The 21,435-nt window shown below is 72.8% G+C and carries 15 protein-coding genes; 6 read left to right on the top strand and 9 right to left on the bottom strand.

All coding sequences use genetic code 11. The features are described from left to right. Window positions 1–30 precede the first annotated feature (30 nt). The 5 genes from aceE to KV205_RS02650 all read right to left on the bottom strand — a co-directional run bounded on the left by aceE (window position 31) and on the right by KV205_RS02650 (window position 8,806). Window positions 31–2,742: a pyruvate dehydrogenase (acetyl-transferring), homodimeric type gene (gene aceE, locus KV205_RS02670; protein WP_265861783.1), complete on the bottom strand. Its 2,712-nt coding sequence runs from the start codon at window positions 2,740–2,742 to the stop codon at window positions 31–33. A 284-nt stretch (window positions 2,743–3,026) separates the two neighbouring features. Then, window positions 3,027–3,650: a GntR family transcriptional regulator gene (locus KV205_RS02665; RefSeq protein ID WP_265861782.1), complete on the bottom strand. Its 624-nt coding sequence runs from the start codon at window positions 3,648–3,650 to the stop codon at window positions 3,027–3,029. Between the two features lie 157 nt (window positions 3,651–3,807). After that, entirely contained in the window at window positions 3,808–5,565 is a 1,758-nt protein-coding gene (gene sucB / locus KV205_RS02660) for a 2-oxoglutarate dehydrogenase, E2 component, dihydrolipoamide succinyltransferase (RefSeq protein ID WP_265861780.1), read from the bottom strand. 62 nt (window positions 5,566–5,627) lie between these two features. After that, window positions 5,628–7,016 (bottom strand): dihydrolipoyl dehydrogenase, encoded by a 1,389-nt coding sequence (gene lpdA, locus KV205_RS02655; protein ID WP_265861778.1) that lies wholly within the window; start codon window positions 7,014–7,016, stop codon window positions 5,628–5,630. A gap of 281 nt (window positions 7,017–7,297) precedes the next feature. Next, window positions 7,298–8,806: a leucyl aminopeptidase gene (locus tag KV205_RS02650; RefSeq protein ID WP_265861776.1), complete on the bottom strand. Its 1,509-nt coding sequence runs from the start codon at window positions 8,804–8,806 to the stop codon at window positions 7,298–7,300. Window positions 8,807–9,108: 302 nt separating this feature from the next. Here KV205_RS02650 and KV205_RS02645 point away from each other — a divergent pair, with 302 nt between their 5' ends. From KV205_RS02645 to KV205_RS02625, 5 genes are read left to right on the top strand one after another with little or no spacing between them, the layout of a single operon-like run. Continuing rightward, window positions 9,109–11,253, top strand: coding sequence for a hypothetical protein (locus tag KV205_RS02645; protein ID WP_265861774.1), 2,145 nt, complete (start codon window positions 9,109–9,111; stop codon window positions 11,251–11,253). A gap of 58 nt (window positions 11,254–11,311) precedes the next feature. After that, window positions 11,312–12,829: a GT4 family glycosyltransferase PelF gene (pelF, locus tag KV205_RS02640; protein WP_265861773.1), complete on the top strand. Its 1,518-nt coding sequence runs from the start codon at window positions 11,312–11,314 to the stop codon at window positions 12,827–12,829. Continuing rightward, window positions 12,826–14,592, top strand: a complete 1,767-nt coding sequence (locus tag KV205_RS02635) for a hypothetical protein (protein WP_265861772.1) — start codon at window positions 12,826–12,828, stop codon at window positions 14,590–14,592. The genes pelF and KV205_RS02635 overlap by 4 nt, the downstream gene beginning before the upstream one ends. A 10-nt stretch (window positions 14,593–14,602) precedes the next feature. Then, entirely contained in the window at window positions 14,603–15,232 is a 630-nt protein-coding gene (locus KV205_RS02630) for a spherulation-specific family 4 protein (RefSeq protein WP_265861771.1), read from the top strand. Continuing rightward, on the top strand, window positions 15,229–16,038 hold the full coding sequence (locus KV205_RS02625) for an endo alpha-1,4 polygalactosaminidase (RefSeq protein ID WP_265861769.1): 810 nt from the start codon (window positions 15,229–15,231) through the stop codon (window positions 16,036–16,038). Before KV205_RS02630 ends, KV205_RS02625 begins: the two co-directional genes overlap by 4 nt. On the opposite strand, the gene KV205_RS02620 is transcribed toward KV205_RS02625, so the two are convergent. Then, on the bottom strand, window positions 16,035–16,640 hold the full coding sequence (locus tag KV205_RS02620) for a hypothetical protein (RefSeq protein WP_265861768.1): 606 nt from the start codon (window positions 16,638–16,640) through the stop codon (window positions 16,035–16,037). The two genes, KV205_RS02625 and KV205_RS02620, sit on opposite strands and share 4 nt — an antisense overlap. A gap of 658 nt (window positions 16,641–17,298) precedes the next feature. After that, window positions 17,299–18,063 carry an adenosylcobinamide-GDP ribazoletransferase gene (locus tag KV205_RS02615; protein WP_265861767.1) on the bottom strand — a complete coding sequence of 255 codons (765 nt, stop codon included), beginning with the start codon at window positions 18,061–18,063 and terminating at the stop codon, window positions 17,299–17,301. Between the two features lie 78 nt (window positions 18,064–18,141). On the opposite strand from KV205_RS02615, the gene KV205_RS02610 reads away from it, so the two are divergent. Next, window positions 18,142–18,912, top strand: coding sequence for a hypothetical protein (locus KV205_RS02610; RefSeq protein ID WP_265861765.1), 771 nt, complete (start codon window positions 18,142–18,144; stop codon window positions 18,910–18,912). Here KV205_RS02610 and KV205_RS02605 read toward each other — a convergent pair. Together KV205_RS02605 and KV205_RS02600 are read right to left on the bottom strand one after the other, a co-directional pair. Continuing rightward, window positions 18,849–19,607, bottom strand: coding sequence for a hypothetical protein (locus tag KV205_RS02605; protein ID WP_374214602.1), 759 nt, complete (start codon window positions 19,605–19,607; stop codon window positions 18,849–18,851). The two genes, KV205_RS02610 and KV205_RS02605, sit on opposite strands and share 64 nt — an antisense overlap. Further along, the gene (locus tag KV205_RS02600; protein ID WP_265861761.1) at window positions 19,571–21,331 is read right to left on the bottom strand and encodes a phosphatidylglycerol lysyltransferase domain-containing protein; all 1,761 of its coding nucleotides are present in this window, start codon (window positions 21,329–21,331) and stop codon (window positions 19,571–19,573) included. Before KV205_RS02600 ends, KV205_RS02605 begins: the two co-directional genes overlap by 37 nt. Window positions 21,332–21,435 lie beyond the last annotated feature (104 nt).

Genomic DNA, 21,435 nt, shown 5'->3' with positions numbered 1-21,435 from the left:
CCTCACACGGACCGGTCCGGTCCGGCGGCCTTACAGGCCGTAGCGCTCCCGGGCCTCCTTGACCGCGGTCGCCTGGACCTCGCCGCGGCGGGCGAGCTGGGCGAGGGCGGCGACGACGATGGACTCGGCGTCGATGCCGAAGTGGCGGCGGGCCGCCGCGCGGGTGTCCGAGAGGCCGAAGCCGTCGGCGCCGAGCGAGGTGTAGTCCTGCTGGATCCACTGCGCGATCTGGTCCGGGACCTGGCGCATGTAGTCGGAGACCGCGAGGACCGGGGAGTCCACGCCCTCCAGGACCTGGCGGACGTACGGCACGCGCTCCTCGCCGCGCAGCAGGGCCGCGTCGGCATCGAGCGCGTCGCGGCGCAGCTCGGTCCAGGAGGTCGCGGACCACACGTCGGCGGCCACGCCCCACTCGGCGGCGAGCAGCTTCTGCGCCTCCAGGGCCCAGTGGATCGCCGTGCCGGAGGCGAGCAGCTGGATGCGGGCGGCGTTCGCGGGCAGCTCCAGGCCGGCCGACTCGGCCGTGTTGAAGCGGTAGAGGCCCTTGACGATGCCCTCGTCGACGCCCGCGTGGCCCGGCTTGGCCGGCTGCGGCATCGGCTCGTTGTAGACGGTGAGGTAGTAGAAGACGTTCTGGTCCTCGCCCTCGGCCGCCTCGCCGTACATCCGGCGCAGGCCCTCCTTGACGATGGCCGCGACCTCGTAGGCGAACGCCGGGTCGTAGCTCAGCGCCGCCGGGTTGGTGGCCGCGATGACGGGGGAGTGGCCGTCGGCGTGCTGCAGGCCCTCACCGGTCAGCGTCGTACGGCCCGCGGTCGCGCCGACGAGGAAGCCGCGGCCGAGCTGGTCGCCGAGCTGCCACATCTGGTCGGCGGTCCGCTGCCAGCCGAACATCGAGTAGAAGATGTAGAACGGGATCATCGCCTCGCCGTGCGTCGCGTACGCGGTGGACGCGGCGATGAAGTCGGCCATCGAGCCGGCCTCGGTGATGCCCTCGTTCAGGATCTGGCCGTTGACGGCCTCCTTGTAGTACATCAGCTGGTCGCGGTCGACCGGCTCGTACGTCTGGCCCTTCGGCGAGTAGATGCCGAGCGACGGGAACAGCGACTCCATACCGAAGGTACGGGCCTCGTCCGGGACGATCGGGACCCAGCGCTTGCCGGTCTCCTTGTCGCGGACCAGGTCCTTGACCAGGCGCACGAAGGCCATCGTGGTGGCGACGGACTGCGAGCCGGAGCCCTTGTCGAAGGCGGCGAAGGCCTTGTCGGCCGGGGCCGGCAGCGGGGCCAGCGGGTGCACCCGGCGGGCCGGGGCCGGGCCGCCGAGGGCCGCGCGGCGCTCCTGGAGGTAGCGCACCTCGGGGGAGTCGGCGCCCGGGTGGCCGTACGGCACCACGCCGTCGACGAACTGCGCGTCCGAGATCGGCAGCTCAAGAAGGTCCCGCATGTTCTTGAACTCGTCCGTGGACAGCTTCTTCATCTGGTGGTTCGCGTTCTTCGACGCGAAGCCCTCGCCCAGGGTGAAGCCCTTCACGGTCTGCGCGAGGATCACCGTCGGCGCGCCCTTGAACTCCAGGGCGGCCTTGTACGCGGCGTACACCTTGCGCGGCTCGTGGCCACCGCGGGAGAGGTGGAAGCACTCGAGGATCTTGTCGTCGGACAGCAGCTGCGCCATCGCGACGAGCGCCGGGTCCTTGCCGAAGAAGTCCTGGCGGATGTAGGCGGCGTCGCGGGTCTGGTACGTCTGGACCTGCGCGTCCGGGACCTCGCGGAGGCGGCGGACCAGGGCGCCGGTGGTGTCGAGCGCGAACAGCTCGTCCCAGGCGTTGCCCCACAGGGTCTTCACGACGTTCCAGCCGGCGCCGCGGAACTGGGCCTCCAGCTCCTGCACGATCTTGAAGTTGGCGCGGACCGGGCCGTCGAGGCGCTGCAGGTTGCAGTTGATGACGAAGGTCAGGTTGTCCAGACCCTCGCGGGCCGCCAGTGCGAGGGCCGCCGTCGACTCGGGCTCGTCCATCTCGCCGTCGCCCAGGAAGGCCCAGACGTGCGAGGAGGAGACGTCCTTGATGCCGCGGTTGGTCAGATAGCGGTTGAAGCGCGCCTGGTAGATCGCGGAGAGCGGGCCGAGACCCATGGAGACGGTGGGGAACTCCCACAGCCAGGGGAGGCGCCGCGGGTGCGGGTAGGAGGGCAGGCCGTTGCCGCCGGACTCCTGCCGGAAGTTGTCGAGGTGCGCCTCGGTCAGCCGCCCGTCGAGGAAGGCGCGGGCGTAGATGCCGGGGGAGGCGTGGCCCTGGATGTAGAGCTGGTCGCCGGAGCCGGCGGCCTCGCCGGACTCCTTGCCCTTGAAGAAGTGGTTGAAGCCGGTCTCGTACAGCCAGGCCGCGGACGCGAAGGTCGCGATGTGGCCGCCGACGCCGTGCTTGGAGCCGCGGGTGACCATCGCGGCCGCGTTCCAGCGGTTCCACGCGGTGATCTTCCGCTCCATCTCCTCGTCGCCGTCGACGACCGGCTCGGCGGAGGTGGGGATGGTGTTGAGGTAGTCCGTCTCCAGCAGCTTCGGCAGGGCGAGGCCCGCCGTGTCGGCGTGCTGGAGGGTGCGGCGCATCAGGTAGGCGGCCCGGTGGGGGCCGGCGGCCTTGGTGACGGCGTCCAGGGAGGCCGCCCACTCGGCGGTCTCCTCGGTGTCACGGTCCGGGAGCTGGTCGAGCTCGCTCGGAATCTTGCCTACGGGATCGGTCATGATCGCCGCCTTCCGGACAGATGGGGGTGGAGATAAAGGGGCCTTGTCTGGCAGGACAGGGCGAAGGGCCGGGGTACGGCCCCGGAAGACTGTATGTCGGCGATCGATGATCGATCAAAGCTTCGGGGCGAAAAAGATGCCCGGAGCACCAAAGTCGGCACAGGGTGCCGCGGAAATGGGCACCCGGTGCCTTGTTTTCGCAGGTGGGGTGACGCGATGAGACCCCGTACGCACGAATGAGCGGGCCTTCCCGAAGGGAGACCCGCTCGTACGACGGTGTGCGGTCAGGCGCGCGGCGCGCACCCCAGCACATGCGCCTTCACGAGGGCCCCGATGTTCGGATCCGCCCGGCGGAAGGCCTCCACCAGCTCCTGGTGCTCCTCCGCGTACGACTTCTGCACCGTGCCCAGCCAGCGGATCGACAGGGCGGTGAACACCTCGATGCCCAGGCCCTCCCAGGTGTGCAGGAGCACGCTGTTCCCGGCCGCCCGCACCAGCTCCCGGTGGAAGGCCACCGTGTGCCGCACCTGCGCCGTGCCGTCCGAGGCCGCGTCCGCCTCGTACAGCGCCGTCACGTGGGGCTCCAGGGCCGAGCAGTCGGTGGCGAGCCGGCCCGCCGCCAGCTCCGCCGCGATCTGCTCCAGACCGGCCCGCACCGGGTAGCTCTCCTCCAGGTCCGCCGCGGTCAGATTGCGCACCCGGACGCCCTTGTTCGGCGCCGACTCGATCAGCCGCAGCGACTCCAGCTCGCGCAGCGCCTCCCGGACCGGGGTCTGGGAGACCTCCAGCTCCGTCGCGATCCGCCGCTCCACGATGCGCTCGCCCGGCTTCCAGCGTCCGCTGACGATGCCCTCCACGATGTGCTCGCGGATCTGCTCGCGCAGCGAATGGACGACGGGCATGGTCATGGAGGTCGCTCCTCGGGAGTCAGTAGACACTTAGACAATACGGCGGCGCCCCCGCCCGGAAACACATCCGGGCGGGGGCGCCGCAGGTGAGGCTCGTTACGTTGCGATGCACGCGCCTCTTACTCGCCAGTAGCCTCAGCGGCCCCGGCAGCCGGCCTCAGAGGCCGAGGTCGACCTCGAACTCGCCGGCCTCCAGGATCGCCTTCACGGCCACCAGGTAGCGGGCGGCGTCGGCGCCGTCCACCAGACGGTGGTCGTAGGAGAGCGTCAGGTAGGTCATGTCGCGCACGCCGATGACGGTGCCCTCGGCGGTCTCGATGACGGCCGGACGCTTCACCGTGGCGCCGATGCCCAGGATGGCGACCTGGTTCGGCGGAACGATGATGGTGTCGAAGAGCGCGCCGCGCGAACCCGTGTTGGAGATCGTGAAGGTCGCGCCCGCCAGCTCGTCCGGGGTGATCTTGTTGCCGCGGACCTTGCCGGCCAGCTCGGCCGTGGCCTTCGAGATGCCGGCGATGTTCAGGTCGCCCGCACCCTTGATGACCGGGGTCATCAGGCCCTTCTCGGAGTCCACCGCGATACCGATGTTCTCGGTGTCGAAGTAGGTGATCGTGCCCTCGTCCTCGTTGATCCGGGCGTTGATGACCGGGTGGGCCTTCAGCGCCTGGGCCGCCGCCTTGACGAAGAACGGCATCGGGGAGAGCTTGACGCCCTCGCGGGCCGCGAACGCGTCCTTGGCGAGGCCGCGCAGCTTCATCAGCTTGGTGATGTCGACCTCGACGACCGAGGACAGCTGGGCCTGGCCGTGCAGCGCCTTCATCATGTTGTCGCCGATGACCTTGCGCATGCGGGTCATCTTGACGGTCTGGCCGCGCAGCGGGGAGACCTCGAGGGCCGGGGCCTTCGCGGCGGCGGCCGGAGCGGCAGCGGCGGCGGGGGCCGGGGCGGCCTTCTTGGCCTCGGCGGCCGCGAGGACGTCCTGCTTGCGGATGCGGCCGCCGACGCCGGAGCCCTTGACGGACGCCAGGGACACGCCGTGCTCGGAGGCGAGCTTGCGGACCAGCGGGGTCACGTAGGCGCCCTCGTCCTCCGGGGCGGCCGGGGCGACGGCCGGAGCGGCAGGCGCGACCGGGGCCGGGGCGGCCACGGGGGCGGCCGGGGCGACCGGAGCCGGAGCGGCGACCGGCGCGGCCGGGGCCACCGGCGCGGGGGCCGGAGCCGGGGCGGCGGGAGCAGCCGGAGCCGGAGCGGCGGCGGGGGCCGGGGCGGCAGCCGGGGCCGGGGCGGCCGGAGCGGCACCCGCGGCACCGATGACGGCCAGCTTGGCGCCGACCTCGGCGGTCTCGTCCTCGGCGACGACGATCTCCAGGAGAACGCCGGAGGCGGGGGCGGGGATCTCGGTGTCGACCTTGTCCGTGGAGACCTCGAGCAGCGGCTCGTCGGCCTCGACGGTCTCGCCGACCGACTTCAGCCAGCGGGTCACGGTGCCCTCGGTGACGGACTCGCCGAGCGCCGGCAGCACGACGTCGGTGCCCTGGGCGCCACCGGCGGGGGCGGCGGCCGGAGCCTCGGCGGCGGGGGCCGGGGCGGCGGGGGCCTCGGCCACGGGGGCCGGAGCGGCGGCCGGAGCCGGAGCGGCCTCGGCGGCGGGGGCCGGGGCAGCCGCGGGGGCGCCGGAGCCGTCGTCGATGATGGCCAGCTCGGCGCCGACCTCGACCGTCTCGTCCTCGGCGACCTTGATGGAGGCCAGGATGCCCGAGGCGGGGGCGGGGATCTCGGTGTCGACCTTGTCGGTCGAGACCTCGAGCAGCGGCTCGTCGGCCTCGACACGCTCACCCTCGGCCTTGAGCCAGCGGGTGACGGTGCCCTCGGTGACGCTCTCGCCGAGCGCCGGCAGGGTTACGGAAACCGACATGGTTTCAGTTGCTCCTAACGAATTGCGGAAAGTGGTCGTCGCGCCCTGTGATGACGTGAGCGTCAGTCGTGGGAGTGCAGAGGCTTGCCGGCCAGGGCCAGGTGGGCCTCGCCGAGCGCCTCGTTCTGCGTCGGGTGGGCGTGGATGAGCTGCGCGACCTCGGCCGGCAGCGCCTCCCAGTTGTAGATCAGCTGCGCCTCGCCGACCTGCTCGCCCATGCGGTCACCGACCATGTGGACGCCGACCACGGCACCGTCCTTGACCTGGACGAGCTTGATCTCGCCCGCGGTCTTGAGGATCTTGCTCTTGCCGTTGCCCGCGAGGTTGTACTTCAGGGCGACGACCTTGTCCGCACCGTAGATCTCCTTGGCCTTGGCCTCGGTGATGCCGACGGAGGCGACCTCCGGGTGGCAGTACGTCACCCGCGGCACGCCGTCGTAGTCGACCGGGACCGGCTTCAGGCCCGCGAGGCGCTCCGCGACCAGGATGCCCTCGGCGAAGCCGACGTGCGCGAGCTGGAGCGTCGGGACCAGGTCACCCACGGCCGAGATCGTCGGCACGTTGGTGCGCATGTACTCGTCGACCAGGACGTAGCCGCGGTCCATCGCGACGCCCTGCTCCTCGTAACCGAGACCGGCGGAGACCGGGCCGCGGCCGATGGCGACGAGCAGCACCTCGGCCTCGAAGGTCTTGCCGTCCGCCAGGGTGACCTTCACACCGGTCTCGGTGTACTCGGCCGACTGGAAGAAGGTGCCCAGGTTGAACTTGATGCCGCGCTTGCGGAAGGCGCGCTCGAGCAGCTTGGAGCTGTTCTCGTCCTCGACCGGGACGAGGTGCTTCAGGCCCTCGATCACCGTGACGTCGGTGCCGAAGGACTTCCACGCCGAGGCGAACTCGACGCCGATGACACCGCCGCCGAGGATGATCGCGGACTCCGGGACCCGGTCCAGGGTCAGCGCGTGGTCCGAGGAGATGATCCGGTTGCCGTCGATCTCCAGACCCGGCAGGGACTTCGGGACGGAGCCGGTGGCGAGGAGGACGTGACGGCCCTCGACCCGGCGGCCGTCGACGTCGACGGAGGTCGGGGAGGACAGGTGGCCGGTGCCCTCGATGTAGGTCACCTTGCGGGAGGCGACGAGACCCTGCAGACCCTTGTAGAGGCCCGAGATCACATCGTCCTTGTACTTGTGCACGGCCTTGATGTCGATGCCCTCGAAGGAGGCCTTGACACCGAACTGCTCCGCCTCGCGCGCCTGGTCGGCGACCTCGCCGGCGTGGAGCAGGGCCTTCGTCGGGATGCAGCCGTTGTGCAGGCAGGTGCCGCCGAGCTTGTTCTTCTCGATCAGTGCGACGTCCAGGCCCAGCTGCGCTCCACGGAGCGCGGCGGCGTAACCGCCGCTACCGCCGCCGAGGATCACTAGGTCGAAAACGGTGCTGGCGTCGTTCGCCACGTCACGTCCTCCATGCATGTGCGCTCGTCGCCCGTCTTCGGTGACGGGGCGGCGGCTCCGGTGGTCCGGCCGCATATTTGTCGGCCCTGTGGTGGGGGCCCTGTCCTGCCGAGAACCCATCTTCGCACTTGTTGCCGGACGGCGGGACGCGGGGCCGCGCTCTGAGACGGCGGATGGTCCGTACGGCCGGGTGACAGCCACGTACGAAGCTACGGATTTCGTCGCGAGCGAACGGCCCCCAGGTCGGTGACCTGGGGGCCGTTCGCCGGATCACTCGGTGATCAGAGCTCGCCGTCCGCCGTGCGCTCCGCGAGGCGCACCAGGGTGCGCACCGAGGAGCCGGTGCCGCCCTTCGGGGTGTAGCCGTAGGGGGCGCCCTCGTGGAAGGCGGGGCCCGCGATGTCCAGGTGGGCCCAGGTGATGCCCTCGCCCACGAACTCCTTCAGGAACAGACCGGCCACCAGGCCGCCGCCCATCCGCTCGCCCATGTTGGAGATGTCGGCGGTCGGGGAGTCCATCGCCTTGCGCAGGTCCGCCGGCAGCGGCATCGGCCAGGACTGCTCGCCGACCTCGTCCGCGATCTCGTGCAGCGCGGAGCGGTAGTCGTCGTCGTTGGCCATGATCGCGAAGGTGCGGTTGCCGAGCGCCAGGACCATGGCACCGGTCAGCGTGGCCACGTCGACGATCGCGTCCGGGTGCTCCTCGGAGGCCTTGGTCAGCGCGTCGGCCAGGACCAGACGGCCCTCGGCGTCCGTGTTCAGGACCTCGACGGTCTTGCCGCTGTACATGCGCAGCACGTCGCCCGGGCGGGTGGCGGAGCCGGACGGCATGTTCTCGGCCAGGGCGAGCCAGCCGGTGACGTTGACGGCGAGGCCGAGGCGGGCCGCGGCTACGACGGTGGCGAAGACGGCGGCCGCGCCGCTCATGTCGCACTTCATCGTCTCGTTGTGGCCGGCCGGCTTCAGGGAGATGCCGCCCGAGTCGTAGGTGATGCCCTTGCCGACCAGGGCGAGGGTCTTCTCCGCCTTCGGGTGGGTGTAGGCGACCCGGACCAGCCGCGGCGGGTTCACCGAGCCGTTGCCGACGCCCAGGATGCCGCCGAAGCCGCCCTTGGCGAGCGCCTTCTCGTCGAGCACCTGCACCTTGAGGCCGTGCTCCTTGCCGGCGGCCTGCGCGGCGGCGGCGAACGCGGCCGGCGTCAGGTCGTTCGGCGGCTGGTTGATCAGGTCGCGGGCGCGGTTCATCTCCTCCGCGACGGCGACGGCGCGCTCCGCGGCGGCCTTGTGGGCCTTGTCGCGGGGCTTGGCGCCGAGCAGGGCGACCTCGGCCAGCGGCTTCTTGCCGCCGTTGCCGTTCTCCTGGTACGCGGTGTAGGCGTACGCGCCGAGCAGCGCGCCCTCGGCGATGGCGGCGGCGGCGTCGGCGTCGGCGACGGGCAGCGCGAAGGCGGCCTTCTTCGAGCCGGTCAGCGCGCGGGCGGCGGTGCCCGCGGCCCGGCGCAGCGCCTCGGTGCCATAGGCCTCGCCGTCCTCGGGCGCGGCACCCAGGCCGACGGCGAGCACGACGGGGGCCTTCAGGCCGGCGGGGGAGGGCAGCTTGGTCGCCTCACCCTCGGCGCCCGAGGCGCCCAGGGTCTCCAGGACGCCGGCCAGGCCACCGTCGAAGGCCTGGTCGACGGCCTCGGCGCCCGGGGCGACGACCAGCGTCTTACCGGACTTCGCGACGCCGACGACGACCGCGTCGGCGCGCAGCGTCGCCGCTCCGGCAGTGCTGAGAGTGAGAGCAGTCACGGTGGTGAATTCTCGCTTCCATTGAGTTCTGTGGCGGTCGAGGGATGGGCCGACCGTGCCCGCCGCATCGTATTTCGGCCCGATGAGCGCCGGTAATGAGCCTACGCTCGCTCGCCGTTTTCGTTCACGGCGGTGGTGATTCACTCATCCGTGGTGTCTCTGCCGGGTTTGACGCCCGGTCCGGCCGGCCACGTTTCACACTCGCCTCAATCAGGCAAGGGCGACACACCGCCCTTCGCCCATCTGACGCATCTCCACAGGTCCGCCGCCCGCGCGGGCCTGCCGAGGGGGGACACCCACCGATGGATTCCGGCCGCTCCCGCACGCCCAGAACCGGCGCCGCCGCCCGCTCCCACCGCGCCGCCCGCGCCGCCGGTACGGCGCGGGCTCCCCGTACGGCGCGGGCTCCCCGTACCGCCCGGCTCGCCGCCCTCGCCGCGGCCGGGCTGCTCGCCACCGTCGTGCCGTCCGCGCAGTCGGCCGCCGCGGCCACGCCGGTCCCGCGGATCGACCTGACCGTCCTCGTCGTCGACGACGGCGGCAGCGCGGTGGACGCGATCACCGCCGAACTCGAGGGCTCCGGCGTCCCGTACCGCACCCTCGACCTCGCCGACCCGAACCGCCCGGTGCTCACCGCCGGCTTCCTCAGCGACTCGGTCGACGGGCGGCCGCGCGCCAAGTACCAGGGCGTGGTCCTGCCGTACGAGTCCGTCTTCGGCCCCGACTCCGCCGAGCAGGCCGCCCTCGTCGCGTACGAGCGGGGCTTCGGCATCCCGCAGGTCGACGCCTACACCTGGGCCCATCCCGGCGTCGGCCTCGACTACACCTCCGACGGCGGCTGGTCCGGCGTCCTCGACGGCGCCACCGGCCATGTCACCGCGGCCGGCCAGGCCGGGCCCTTCCGCGACCTGCGCGGGCCGGTCGTCTTCGAGGACAACGACCCCGGCGTCTCCGAGAGCTACGGCTACGCGGGCCGCCCCCGGGCCGGCTTCACCAGCTACCTCGACATGCCCGCCGCCGACGGCGGCCGGATCAGCCTGATCGGCGAGTACGCCCACGACGGGCGCCGCGAACTCGTCGTCACCTTCGCCTACAACCGCCACCAGCGGCAGTTCCGGGCGCTCGCCCGCGGCATCGTCGAATGGCTCACCCAGGGCGTCCACCTCGGGCAGTCCCGCAACTACCTCTCCGTGCACGTCGACGACGTCCTCGCCCCCGACGCCCGCTGGGACCCCGCCCGCAACTGCACCCCCGGCGACCTCGACTGCCCCGGCGGCGACGGCGAGGCCGGCGACAACCCGGTCCGGATGACCGCCGCCGACGCGACCTACGCCGCCGCCTGGCAGCAGTCCGCCGGCTTCCGGCTCGACCTGGTCTACAACGGCGGCCAGGGCGAGCAGTGGAGGACCGAACACGGCGGCACCGATCCGCTCGCCACCCGGCTGATCGCCGACCGCGCCCAGTACCGCTGGATCAACCACACCTACACCCACCCCTTCCTCGGCTGCGTCCAGGACGCCACGACCGTCCCGTGGAGCTGCGCCAAGGACACCACCGGGGCGACGAAGTGGGTCACCCGGTCCGAGATCTCCGCGCAGATCCGGGACAACCTCGACTGGGCCACCGGCAAGGGCATCGCCGTCGACCGCACCGAACTCGTCACCGGCGAGCACTCCGGTCTGAAGACCCTGCCCCAGCAGCCCGCCGACAACCCCAACCTGGCCGGCGCCCTCGCCGACAACGGCGTGAAGTGGACGGCGAGCGACAACTCCCGCGAACCCGCCCAGCGCATGGTCGGCACCGGTTACGGCGCCGCGAAGACCGTGCCCCGGCACCCCATGAACGTGTACTACAACGTGGGCACCGCCGCCGAGATGGCCGACGAGTACAACTGGATCTACACCTCCCGCGCCGACGGCGGCAGCGGCCTGTGCGAGGACAACCCCTCCTCCACCTGCCTGCCCGCCCCGCTCGACACCGCCACCGGCTACGCGAGCCACATCGTGCCGCAGGAGGCCCGGACCGCCCTCACCCACGTCATGGGCAACGACCCGCGGCCGCACTACGTCCACCAGTCCAACCTTGCCGAGGACCGCCTCCTCTACCCCGTCCTCGACCGGGTCCTCGCGGACTACCGGGCGCTCTACGCCGCCAACACCCCGCTGGTGAACCCGAGCCAGAAGGACACCGGCACCGAACTCGACCGCCGGGCCGCCTGGGACCGGGCGCTCGACGCGGGCCAGGTCACCGCCTACCGGATCGGCGCCACCGTCACCGTCAAGGCCCCCTCCGGCGTGGCCGTCCCGCTCACCGCCCCCGAGGGCACCCGCAAGCAACTCCTCCTCGGCACGGCCGTGTTCGGCACCGCCTACGCCGGCACCCGGTCGGCCTGGAGCACGCCCGAACTGCTGCAGAGCGCGATCACGCTCAAGCTCCCGGCCAGCTGACCACTGATCGACCACCTGACCAGCCGTCCGAGAACCGCGCGCTCCGGGGGAACCGCACATGCCGAGCAGTGGCCGCCATGTCACCATGCTCACCGAAGGCACCTACCCACATGTCCACGGCGGCGTCAGCACCTGGTGCGACCAGCTGATCCGGGGCATGCCCGAGGTCGACTTCCACGTCCTCGCGCTCACCGGCAGCGGCCGGGAGCCCGTCACCTGGGAACTGCCGCCGAACCTCACCGCCCACACCGCCTTCCCGCTCTGGGGTCCCGCCCCGGAGCGGGCCCGGGCCGCCCCGCGCGGCCGGGCCCGGGGCCGCTTCCTCGACACCTGCGAGCGCTTCCTGCTCGCGATCCTCGACCCCGCCGCCGGCCACGACTTCGGCGAGGCGCTGTACGAACTCGCCGCCCTCGCCCGGGCCGGCGGCCTCACCGCCGCCCTGCGCACCGAGCGGGTGCTCCGCTCCCTGATGTGGATCTGGTCCATGCCGCACCTGCCGACGGCCGCGGCCCGGCCCACCGTCCACGACGCCCTCACCGCCGTCGACCTGCTCGAACACGCCCTGCGCCCGCTCGCCGCCCGGATATCCGGCGACCGGGTCGCGCACGCCGTGTCGAGCGGGCTCGCCACGCTGCCGGCGCTCGCCGCGCAGCACTTCGAAGGGGTGCCCTTCCTGCTCACCGAACACGGCATCTATCTGCGCGAGCGTTACCTCGGCTACCGCACCGAGGCCCAGCGCTTCCCCGTCAAGGCCCTGCTCCTCGGCTTCTACCGGGAGCTCAACACCCTCGGCTACCGCAAGGCCGACCTCATCACCCCCTGCAACCAGTACAACCGGCGCTGGGAGGAGCGCGGCGGCGCTCCCGCCGACCGCATCCGCACCGTCTACAACGGCGTCGACCCCGCCGCCTTCCCCTGGGCCGGACCCGAGCCCGAGACCCCCACCCTCAGCTGGGTCGGCCGGGTCGACCCCATCAAGGACCTGGAGACCCTGCTCCGGGCCTACGCGATCTGCCGCGCCGAACTCCCCGAGCTGCGGCTGCGGTTGTTCGGCCCGGTCCCGGCCGGCAACGAGGACTACCGCACCCGCCTGGAGAAGCTCGCCGCCGAACTCGGCGTCACCGACGGCGTCGTCTTCGAGGGCCGCACGTCGGACGTGGCCGGCGCCTACGCGGCGGGCAACGTCGTGATGCTCTCCTCCATCAGCGAGGGCTTCCCCTTCTCCCTCATCGAGGCGATGTCCTGCGGCCGGGCCACCGTCTCCACCGACGTCGGCGGCGTCCGCGAGGCCGTCGGCGACACCGGCCTCGTCGTCCCGCCCCGCGAGCCCGCGGTGATGGCGGCCGCGGTCTCCGAGCTCCTGAGGGACCACGAGCGTCGCGCGGACCTCGCCCGCCGGGCCCGCCAGCGCGTCGTCGACCGCTTCACCCTCCACCGCTCCGTCGACGGCTTCCGCCGCATCTACCTCGAACTCGCCGGCCGCCCCGCCACCGCCCCGAAGGACCCTCTGGACTGGACCGTCCGCCTCACCGACCCCTGGCGCGCCGAACTCCTCCGCGGAGGTGCCCTCGCATGAGCGGCTCGCTCTGGCTGAAACCGGGCGCGGCGAGAGACTCCCTGCCCCAGATACCGCGCCAGCGCGCGACGGTGCCGGTGCCGGGGACGGCCCCGGCCCCGGTGCCCCCGCCCGTCCCCCCGGGCCTGCCGGCCCGGGGCGGGCACGGCGCGAGCGCGCGCCCCGGCAGGTCTGCCGACGCCGCCGCGCAAGGGCGTGCGGCGCCCGCCCCGCCAGGGCTCGCGAAGCGCGGGCCTGCCGAGGCCGCGGCAACCGCAGCCGCGTCCGCCGTAATTGCGGAATCCGCCGCCTCGGCCCCGGCCCGGCAGGGGCTCGCGCCCACTGCGCCGGGAGGCGGCGTCCCGCAGGGCCCCACCCCCGTCCCGCCGCCCGCAGGGCACCTCGCGCCCACTGCGCCGGGAGGCGGCGTCCCGCAGGGACCCACCCCCGTCCCGCCGCCCGCAGGGCACCTCGCGCCCGATCCGCTCGACGAACTCGCCGACCGGCTCGACGCGCTCGCCGCCTCCGCCGTCCACCCGGACGAGATCGCCGCGATCCTGGAGTCGGACGGCATGACGGACGACCACATCCGGCTGGTGTACGGGCGCGCCGACTCGTTCGCGCTCGCCGAGGACCTCTACGCCCGCACCGAGCGCCGTCACCCCGCGCCGGAGCCGGCCGCCGCCGGGCCCTGGCACACCGGGCTCGCCGGGTGTCTGCTGCGCGGGGTGGTGTTCGCGCTGCCCGGGCTCGCGTACGTGCTCGGGGCGCCGTTGCTCGCGGGGCCGGGGCGGTACGGGCTGCCGCCGGGGACCGTGCCGTTGTTCGCGGGGGCCGTCACCGGGTGGGTGTGGAACCAGGCGCTGGCGCACCGCGCGTACACCTGGCTCGGGCTCGGCGACCGGGCCGCCGCCGTCCGGGCCCTGGTCACCGGTGCTCCGGCCGGCGCGCTCGCCGGGGCGGCCGTCGCGGTGGCCGCCGCAGGACCGGGGGAGCGGCCCGCCGCGGTCTTCGGCGCCGGGCAGGCGCTCTACCTGGCCGCCGCGACGGTGCTCCTCGTCCTCGGCCGCGAACGCGCCCTGCTCGTCGCCCTCGCACCCCTCGCCGGCGCGGTGCCCGCCTTCCGCTACGACCTGCCGGAGCCGCTCCGGGTGGCCCTGCTGCTGCTCTCGCTCGCCGCCACCACCGGCTTCGCCGCGCTGGTGCTGCGCCCGCACCGCCCCGGCGGGCTCGCCCGGGGCCGGGGCGGGCCGCCGCTCGCGCGCTCACTGCCGTACGGCCTGTTCGGCCTCGGCAGCGGACTGCTCGTGCTGTACGCGGGGGCCGACGCGGTCATCGCGCTCACCCTCTCCATGGGCCCGGCCGAGTGGCTGCTGCACCGCTTCCGCGCCGCCGGCCTCACCCGGCTGCGGCTGCTGACGACGGCCGACGAGTTCCGGCGCGCCGTCACCGGCGCGCTCGCCGGCTGCCTCGGCGGCTATCTCGCCGTGCTGCTGGTCCTCACTACCGCCGCCGCGCTGCTGTGGCCCGGTGCCGCCGCCGTCTCGGCGCCCCGGATCGCCTCGCTGCTCCTGGTCGGCGCGGTGCTGTGGCTGGGGCTGCTGCTCCAGGCCTTCGGCGCGGTGGCGTGCGCGGCCGTGGTGTGCCTGCTCGCGGCCGCGGCGCAGGGCCTCGCGCAGGCCTTCGCGCCGGCCGCCGGCCCGCTCGCGGCGGGTGCCGCGGCCGCCGCGCTGTGTGTGCTCACCCGTGTTCTGCTGGTACGACCGACCGCCCACCGCGTCTAGGGGCCGGACTGTGAATCCCTCCCTCGATCCCTTCCTCCTGGTGCCGTTCTACGAGCACCCCGCCGACCGCCCCGAGGACTGGGCCGCCCTTCTCGCGGCCGCGCCCTCCCTCTACGGCGTCGTCCTCAACCCGGCCAGCGGCGCGGGCCGCGCGCCCGACCCCGCCTTCGCCGACATCGCCGGGCGGCTGCGGGCCGCCGAGGTCCGGGTGCTCGGCTACGCGGACACCGACTACGGGCGCCGCCCGCACCCCGAGGTGGTCGCCGACCTGGTGCGGCACCGCGACTGGTACGGAGCCGACGGGGCCTTCCTCGACCAGGTGCCGACCGCGCCGGACGCGCTGCCGCACTACCGGCGCCTCGCCGTGTCCGCCCGGGCGGCCGGAGCGCGCACCCTGGTCCTCAACCACGGTGCCCACCCGGCCCCCGGGTACGAGGCGCTCGCCGACCTCCTCGTCACCTTCGAGGGGCCGTGGGACGCCTACCGGAACCTGGACCTGCCGGTCGCCGACCACTACTGCCACCTGGTCTACGCGGCCCCGCCCGACGCCCGCCCCGCCACCCCGGTGCACTGCGCGGTGCCCGGCACCGGCGCCCACCCGTGGGGCACCCTCCCGCACACCCTGGAGCCGGTCCGATGAGACGTCTGCTGGTGCTGTTCGTCCCGCTGCTGCTGCTCGCCGCGGCCTGCACCACACCCGCCCCCGACCGGTCGGACCGGCCGGTCCGGCCCGATTCGAAGGAGGCGGAGCTCTGGCGTCCGGCGCCCGGCCTCGCCTGGCAGTGGCAGCTCAGCGGCCGCCTCGACCCGACGGTCGACGTCCCCGTGTACGACATCGACGGCTTCGACCACCCCGCCTCGGCCGTCGCCGACCTGCACCGCTGGGGCCGCAAGGTGATCTGCTACCTCTCCACCGGCGCCTGGGAGGAGTTCCGCCCGGACGCCGCGCAGTTCCCCAAGGAGCTGCTCGGCAGGAGCAACGGCTGGCCCGGCGAGCGCTGGCTCGACATCCGCCGCACCGACCTGCTCGCCCCCCTGATGGCGGCCCGGCTCGACATGTGCCGCGCCAAGGGCTTCGACGCGGTCGAGCCCGACAACATGGACGGCTACACCAACCGCACCGGCTTCCCCCTCACCGCCGCCGACCAGCTGACGTACAACCGTCTGATCGCCCGCCTCGCCCATGAACGGGGCCTGTCCGTGGGCCTGAAGAACGACCTGGACCAGATTCCGCAGCTGCTCCCCGACTTCGACTTCGCGGTGAACGAGCAGTGCGCCGAGTACGAGGAGTGCGAGCTGCTCGTGCCTTTCGTGCAGGCCGGCAAGGCGGTCTTCCACGTCGAGTACGAGCTGCCGCTCACGGAGTTCTGCCCGCGGTCGAAGGAGCTCGGCCTCAGCTCGATGCTGAAGAAGGAGGACCTGGGGGCGTGGCGCCGGGCCTGCTAGGCGGCGCCGCGTTCCGTCGTCACATAGCAGGTCACGCGGCCCTTCGCCCCGCCCTCGGGCTCCGGCGTCCACCAGGCCCAGATCTGGGCCACCTTGGGCAGCCATGCGGGCCGGGCGACATCGTGGGCGTACGCGCAGGCGGTGTCGGACCGCTCCTGGGTGTCCGCCTGGGAGGAACCGGCGCGCAGCGGGATCTGGGTGAAGACGCGGGCGTCGTACGGCCCCGAGCACGGCACGCCGACGACGATGTGCGCGAGCCGCTGACCGGTGTCGAAGTCGACACAGCCTCCGTCCTTCACGTCGCGCAGGGGCAGGACGTCCTTGGCGGCGGTGCGGACGGTGCCTGTGGGGGAGGCCGCGGGCGAGGGCGCGCCGTGCCCGGTGAGGGTGAGATCCATCGTCAGGCCGGTGAAGCCGGAGAAGGCGCCGTCCTTGCGCAGGAGGCGGGTCAGGTCGGCCCGGGCATGGGTGATCCGGCCCAGCCGGTCCACGGTGACGGTGAGGGGAACGGCCTTCTGCGAGGCCGCGGTGCCGCCGTTGACGACGTCCAGCTCCCTTCGCAGGTCGCTGGGGAACAGGGCTCCCAGTACCCCGAAAGGCATCCCCGCCCGGTAGGTGCGGCCTGTGGAGTCGTCGCTCCGTCCGCTCGCCTCCGCGCCGCCGATGCCTTCGAGGAGCGTGCCGCCGACGGGTGCCTCGGTGCCACGGAGGTGCTCCAGCGGGTCGTTCCCCGCCTGCTGGGGGGGTGTCGGCGGCCGTGTAGCGGATCCAGTACGCGGACGACGCCGCGCGGTAGTGGATCTGCTGACGGTCGACCAGATAGGTGCCGGAGGCGGCGCCAGATCCCTGGTCGGCAGTGGAGCCGAGCAGGGCGGCCCGGGTCCGCTCGGGGAGCGTCGTGGGTGTCTTCCAGGCCGTGTCCACGTGGCCGCTGCCACCGGCGAAGTCCATCCGCCCGCTCATGGTCTGGGTGACGTCACCCTTGCCGGACGCGAAGGCCAGCTTCTGCGTGAAGCCCGTGCTGCGCGCCTTCTGTGTCTCACGCACGGCCAGGAGCAGCTGCCGGTCGAGCTTCTGGTCGAAGACCGGGTGCGTCGCAGGGACCGCCTTCGGGGCGGGGGAGTCGTCATCAGTGGAGCATGCGGTCAGCGGCAGGGACGCCGCGACGAGCAGTGCGCCGGTACGGGCAAGACGTCTGATCATGCCCACATGACCTCAGAAGCCGGCCGATGGTTGCGACGGGAACCGGCCATCGTCGGCTCACCCCAGCGTCAGGGCTACCAGCGCCACCGTCAGCGCCGTCTCCTCCACCGCCCCGAACACATCCCCCGTCACCCCGCCGAACCGCCGCACGCACCGCCGCAGCAGCAGCTCCGCCACCCCGAGCGCGGCCAGGACCGCCAGCACCTGGCGTACCGCGTCCCACGCGGAGAACAGCGCGCCGCTCGCCGCCGCGAGGGCCAGGACCGCCAGGGCCGTCAGGGCGGCGGTGCGTACCGGGACGGTGGCGGCGACGATCGCGCCCAGGCCCTCGGGGCGGGCGGCGGGGACGCCCTCGCGGGAGGCGCCGGTGAGGGCGAGGCGGGCGACGGTCGCGGCGAGGGCGGCGGCCACCGTGCCGTGCGCCCAGCCCTCGCCGTACAGCTCGTAGAGCGCGGCGACCTGGGCGAGCAGGGCCAGGACCAGGGCGATGACGCCGAACGGGCCGATGTCCGACTGCTTCATGATGCGCAGCGCGTCCTCGGCCGGCTTGGCGCTGCCGAGGCCGTCGGCGGTGTCGGCGAGGCCGTCGAGGTGGAGGCCGCGGGTCAGCAGGGCGGGGACCGCGACGGTGAGGACGGCGGCGAGCAGCGGGCCGGCGCCGAGCAGCAGGAACACCCCGCCGACCGCGGCCGCGAACAGGCCGACGACCAGGCCCGCGAGCGGGGCGCAGAGCATCCCGGCGCGGGCCGCGTCGCGGTCCCAGCGGGTGATGCGGGCGGGGAGCACGGTGAGGGTGCCGAAGGCGAAACGCAGGCCGTCCATCCGCGGAAGGGTAGTGCCCCGGACGGAGGGTTAAATGGGCGGGAACGGAAGAAAGCTGATCAATCGGCAGAGGGTGGCATGGGTCACTGGTTCTCCCGCAACATCGTGGAACCCGGGAAGCTCCCGCTGTTCCTCGCCCTGAGCTCGTTCGTCCTCACCTTCCTGGTCACCCGGACCATCACCCGCCTGATCCGGGCCGGCAAGGGCCCCTTCCGCAACGTGTCCTCGGCGGGCGGGCTGCACATCCACCACGTCGTGCCGGGCGTCGTGCTCACGATCGTCGGCGGCTTCGGCGCGGTGGCCAGCGGCCGCCAGGGCGTCGGGGCGGGCGTGTTCGCCGTGGTCTTCGGGATCGGCGCGGGCCTGGTCCTCGACGAGTTCGCGCTGATCCTGCATCTCGACGACGTCTACTGGTCGGAGGCCGGCCGGCAGAGCGTCGAGGTCGTGGTGCTCACCGCCGCTCTTGTGCTGCTCGCGCTGGCCGGCTTCTCGCCGCTCGGGGTGAACGACATGACGTCGGAGGAGCGGCAGGACCGGGTGACCTTCATCCTCACCCTCGCGATCAACTTCCTCTTCGTCCTGGTCACCCTGGTGAAGGGGAAGTTCCGGATGGCCGTGATCGGCACCCTGATCCCGTTCGTCGCCATCGTCGGCGCCGTCCGCCTCGCCCGCCCCGGCTCCTGGTGGTCCCGCCGGCTCTACCCGCGCCGCCACCGGGCCAGGGCCCGCTCCCGGATCCGCACCTACCGGCACGACAAGCGCTGGGTGAAGGTCCGCCGCCGGCTTCAGGACCTGATCGGCGGCTTCCAGGAGCGGGTGCCCGGCCGCGGCTCCACGCCCTCGCGCTGACCCCGCCCTCGCTTCCGGCGCCACTCCTGGACGCCGATCACCAGGAGCACGGCCGCGATGGCCGCCAGGTGCTCCTTGCCCGCCAGGTTGTTCTTGATCAGCACCTCGACCACCATGGCGACGACCACCAGGGTCCCGGTCCAGCGGGCCCCGTAGCGCCAGCACACGTACACCGCGAGCCCCACCACCGCGGCCGACGGACCGGTGTCCACCACCTGCGCGTCGGTGGCGGGCAGCCCCAGCGGGCTGTCCGGGCCGAGCGCGATGCCGACCCGTGCGTAGAGGGTGCCGGCGAGCGTCGCCACGTACGCCAGGAGCAGCGTCCGCACCCTCCCCAAGCAGATCTCCGCGATCCCGAAGACAAGGAGGATCTGCGCGAGCGCGCCCCACACCGGCAGGTCGAGAGCCGGCACGAACAGCGACAGCGGGGTCCGCAGCAGGGCGAGCACCAGCGGGTCCTCGGCCCGCACCGAGCCGATGTCCTGGACCGGCTGATAGCCCCAGTCCTGGTTCTGCACGATCTGGAAGACCGAGGTCAGACCGACGGCGGCCAGCGTCATCGGGATCGCCCGCCACCTACGCGTGACCAGCGCCGTCCGTACGGTGCCGGACAGCGGGCCCCACTCGCGGCGTGCGAACGCCCGGACCGGCGCAGGGATCAACGTCTGCCTTCCAGGTGCTTGCGGTGCAGCCACTTCGGAAGGCCCGGGGCCTCCAGGAAGCCCTCGGCGCGGCCGGCGGCGAGGCCGATCCGCAGCAGGTCGGCGCTCTTCTCGAAGAGCATGAATCGGGGCTCCCAGATGGGTCGGTACTTGGCGTTGGCGCGGTACAGCGACTCGATCTGCCACCAGCGGGAGAAGAAGCTGAGCAGCGAACGCCACATCCGCAGCACGGGTCCCGCCCCGAGCTTCGAGCCGCGTTCGAAGACGGACCGGAACATCGCGAAGTTCAGCGAGACCTGAGTGATCCCGATCTCCTTCGCGCGCTGCAGCAGTTCGATGACCATGAACTCCATCAGGCCGTTCTCGGAGTCCCGGTCGCGGCGCATCAGGTCGAGCGAGAGCCCCTTCGGGCCCCACGGCACGAAGGAGAGCAGCGCCCGCAGCTCGCCCTTCTCGTCGGTGCACTCCAGCATCACGCAGCGCCCGTCCCGCGGATCGCCGAGCCGACCGAGCGCCATCGAGAAGCCGCGCTCGGTCTCCCCGTCGCGCCAGTCGTCCGCCTTGGCGAGCAGGATGGCCATCTCGTCGGCCGGGATGTCCTCGTGGCGCCGGATCCGGACCTCGTACCCGGCCCGCTTGACCCGGTTGAAGGCCTGCCGCACGGTCCGCATGGCCCGCCCGTCGAGGGTGAACTCGTCGGTCTCCACGATCGCCTCGTCGCCCAGCTCCAGGGCGTCCAGGCCGTGCCGGGCGTAGATCGTGCCGGCCTCCTCGCTCGCGCCCATCACGGCCGGGATCCAGCCGTGCTCGCGGGCCTCGGCCAGCCAGGGCTCGATCGCGCCCGGCCAGGCCTCCGGGTCGCCGATCGGATCGCCGGAGGCCAGCGACACCCCGCCGACCACCCGGTAGGCGATCGCCGCCTTCTCGCTCGGCGACCAGATCACGCTCTTCTCGCGGCGCAGCGCGAAGTAGCCGAGCGAGTCCCGGTCGCCCTGCTTGTCGAGCAGCATCCGCAGCCGGTCCTCGTCCTCCTCGGTGAGCGGATCGACCGCCCGCCGGGCCCGGAACGCGGCGAACAGCACCGCGAAGAGCAGCAGCGTGGACATCACGTTGATCACCACGTCCACCCAGCCCGGGGTGGCGATGCCGGCGAACCGAGAGTCGTCGGCGGCCAGCGTGACAAGGCGCATCACGCCGTACCGCCAGCGCTCCAGGAAGGTGGAGTGCCCGGTGGACTCGTTGGTGATCGTGACGAGCCCGGCGGCGAGCAGCGAGGTGACGAGCAGGCCGCCGACCGCCACGGCGGTGGCGAGCAGCGGGTTGGAGCGGTCGCCCTTCGCGTAGAACTCCTTGCGGCCGAGCAGCAGCGCCGTGAAGAAGGCCGCCGTCAGCACCAGCGACACCCAGTTCTGGGCGTGCTGCCGGATCTCCGGGAAGATCATCACCAGCGCGAAGAGCAGCAGGAAGAGACCGCTCAGCACGAAGTTCAGGATCCACGCGGCTCGCTTGCGGCGGCGCATGGTGATCGCCAGGAACAGCGTGAACACGCCGGAGGCGAAACCGGCCGTGAGCATGTACGGGGTGAAGTAGTTGTCCTCGTTGTGCCGGCGCAGGTCATTGCCGAACGACACCCAGACGGCGCTCAGGAAATTGATGAACGTGACGACCCTCAGGTACCAGACGGCGAACGCGGCGCTGCGCCGCGAACGCGCCGAACCGTGAGGCGCTCCCTCGCTGGACAAACGGACCTCTCCCATGAAAAGCGATCATATGGGGCGCCGCTTCTCCCGGCCGGGCGCAGCGGGCGACCGGCCGCGCGTGGCGGCCCGGACGCACCCCCGAACGCGCCCGGTGCCGTGAC

The sequence above is a fragment of the Streptomyces sp. SKN60 genome (assembly GCF_026236535.1).
Lineage (GTDB): Bacteria > Actinomycetota > Actinomycetes > Streptomycetales > Streptomycetaceae > Streptomyces.
This window is presented reverse-complemented; position numbering and strand designations above follow the sequence as displayed.

Coding starts and splice junctions, on each gene's coding strand:
- KV205_RS02620 (WP_265861768.1), bottom strand. CDS start 16,640: ATGCCTTTCGGGGTACTGGGAGCCCTGTTCCCCAGCGACCTGCGAAGG.
- KV205_RS02635 (WP_265861772.1), top strand. CDS start 12,826: ATGAGCGGCTCGCTCTGGCTGAAACCGGGCGCGGCGAGAGACTCCCTG.
- aceE (WP_265861783.1), bottom strand. CDS start 2,742: ATGACCGATCCCGTAGGCAAGATTCCGAGCGAGCTCGACCAGCTCCCG.
- KV205_RS02665 (WP_265861782.1), bottom strand. CDS start 3,650: ATGACCATGCCCGTCGTCCATTCGCTGCGCGAGCAGATCCGCGAGCAC.
- KV205_RS02615 (WP_265861767.1), bottom strand. CDS start 18,063: ATGGACGGCCTGCGTTTCGCCTTCGGCACCCTCACCGTGCTCCCCGCC.
- KV205_RS02625 (WP_265861769.1), top strand. CDS start 15,229: ATGAGACGTCTGCTGGTGCTGTTCGTCCCGCTGCTGCTGCTCGCCGCG.
- KV205_RS02600 (WP_265861761.1), bottom strand. CDS start 21,331: ATGGGAGAGGTCCGTTTGTCCAGCGAGGGAGCGCCTCACGGTTCGGCG.
- sucB (WP_265861780.1), bottom strand. CDS start 5,565: ATGTCGGTTTCCGTAACCCTGCCGGCGCTCGGCGAGAGCGTCACCGAG.
- KV205_RS02610 (WP_265861765.1), top strand. CDS start 18,142: ATGGGTCACTGGTTCTCCCGCAACATCGTGGAACCCGGGAAGCTCCCG.
- KV205_RS02645 (WP_265861774.1), top strand. CDS start 9,109: ATGGATTCCGGCCGCTCCCGCACGCCCAGAACCGGCGCCGCCGCCCGC.
- pelF (WP_265861773.1), top strand. CDS start 11,312: ATGCCGAGCAGTGGCCGCCATGTCACCATGCTCACCGAAGGCACCTAC.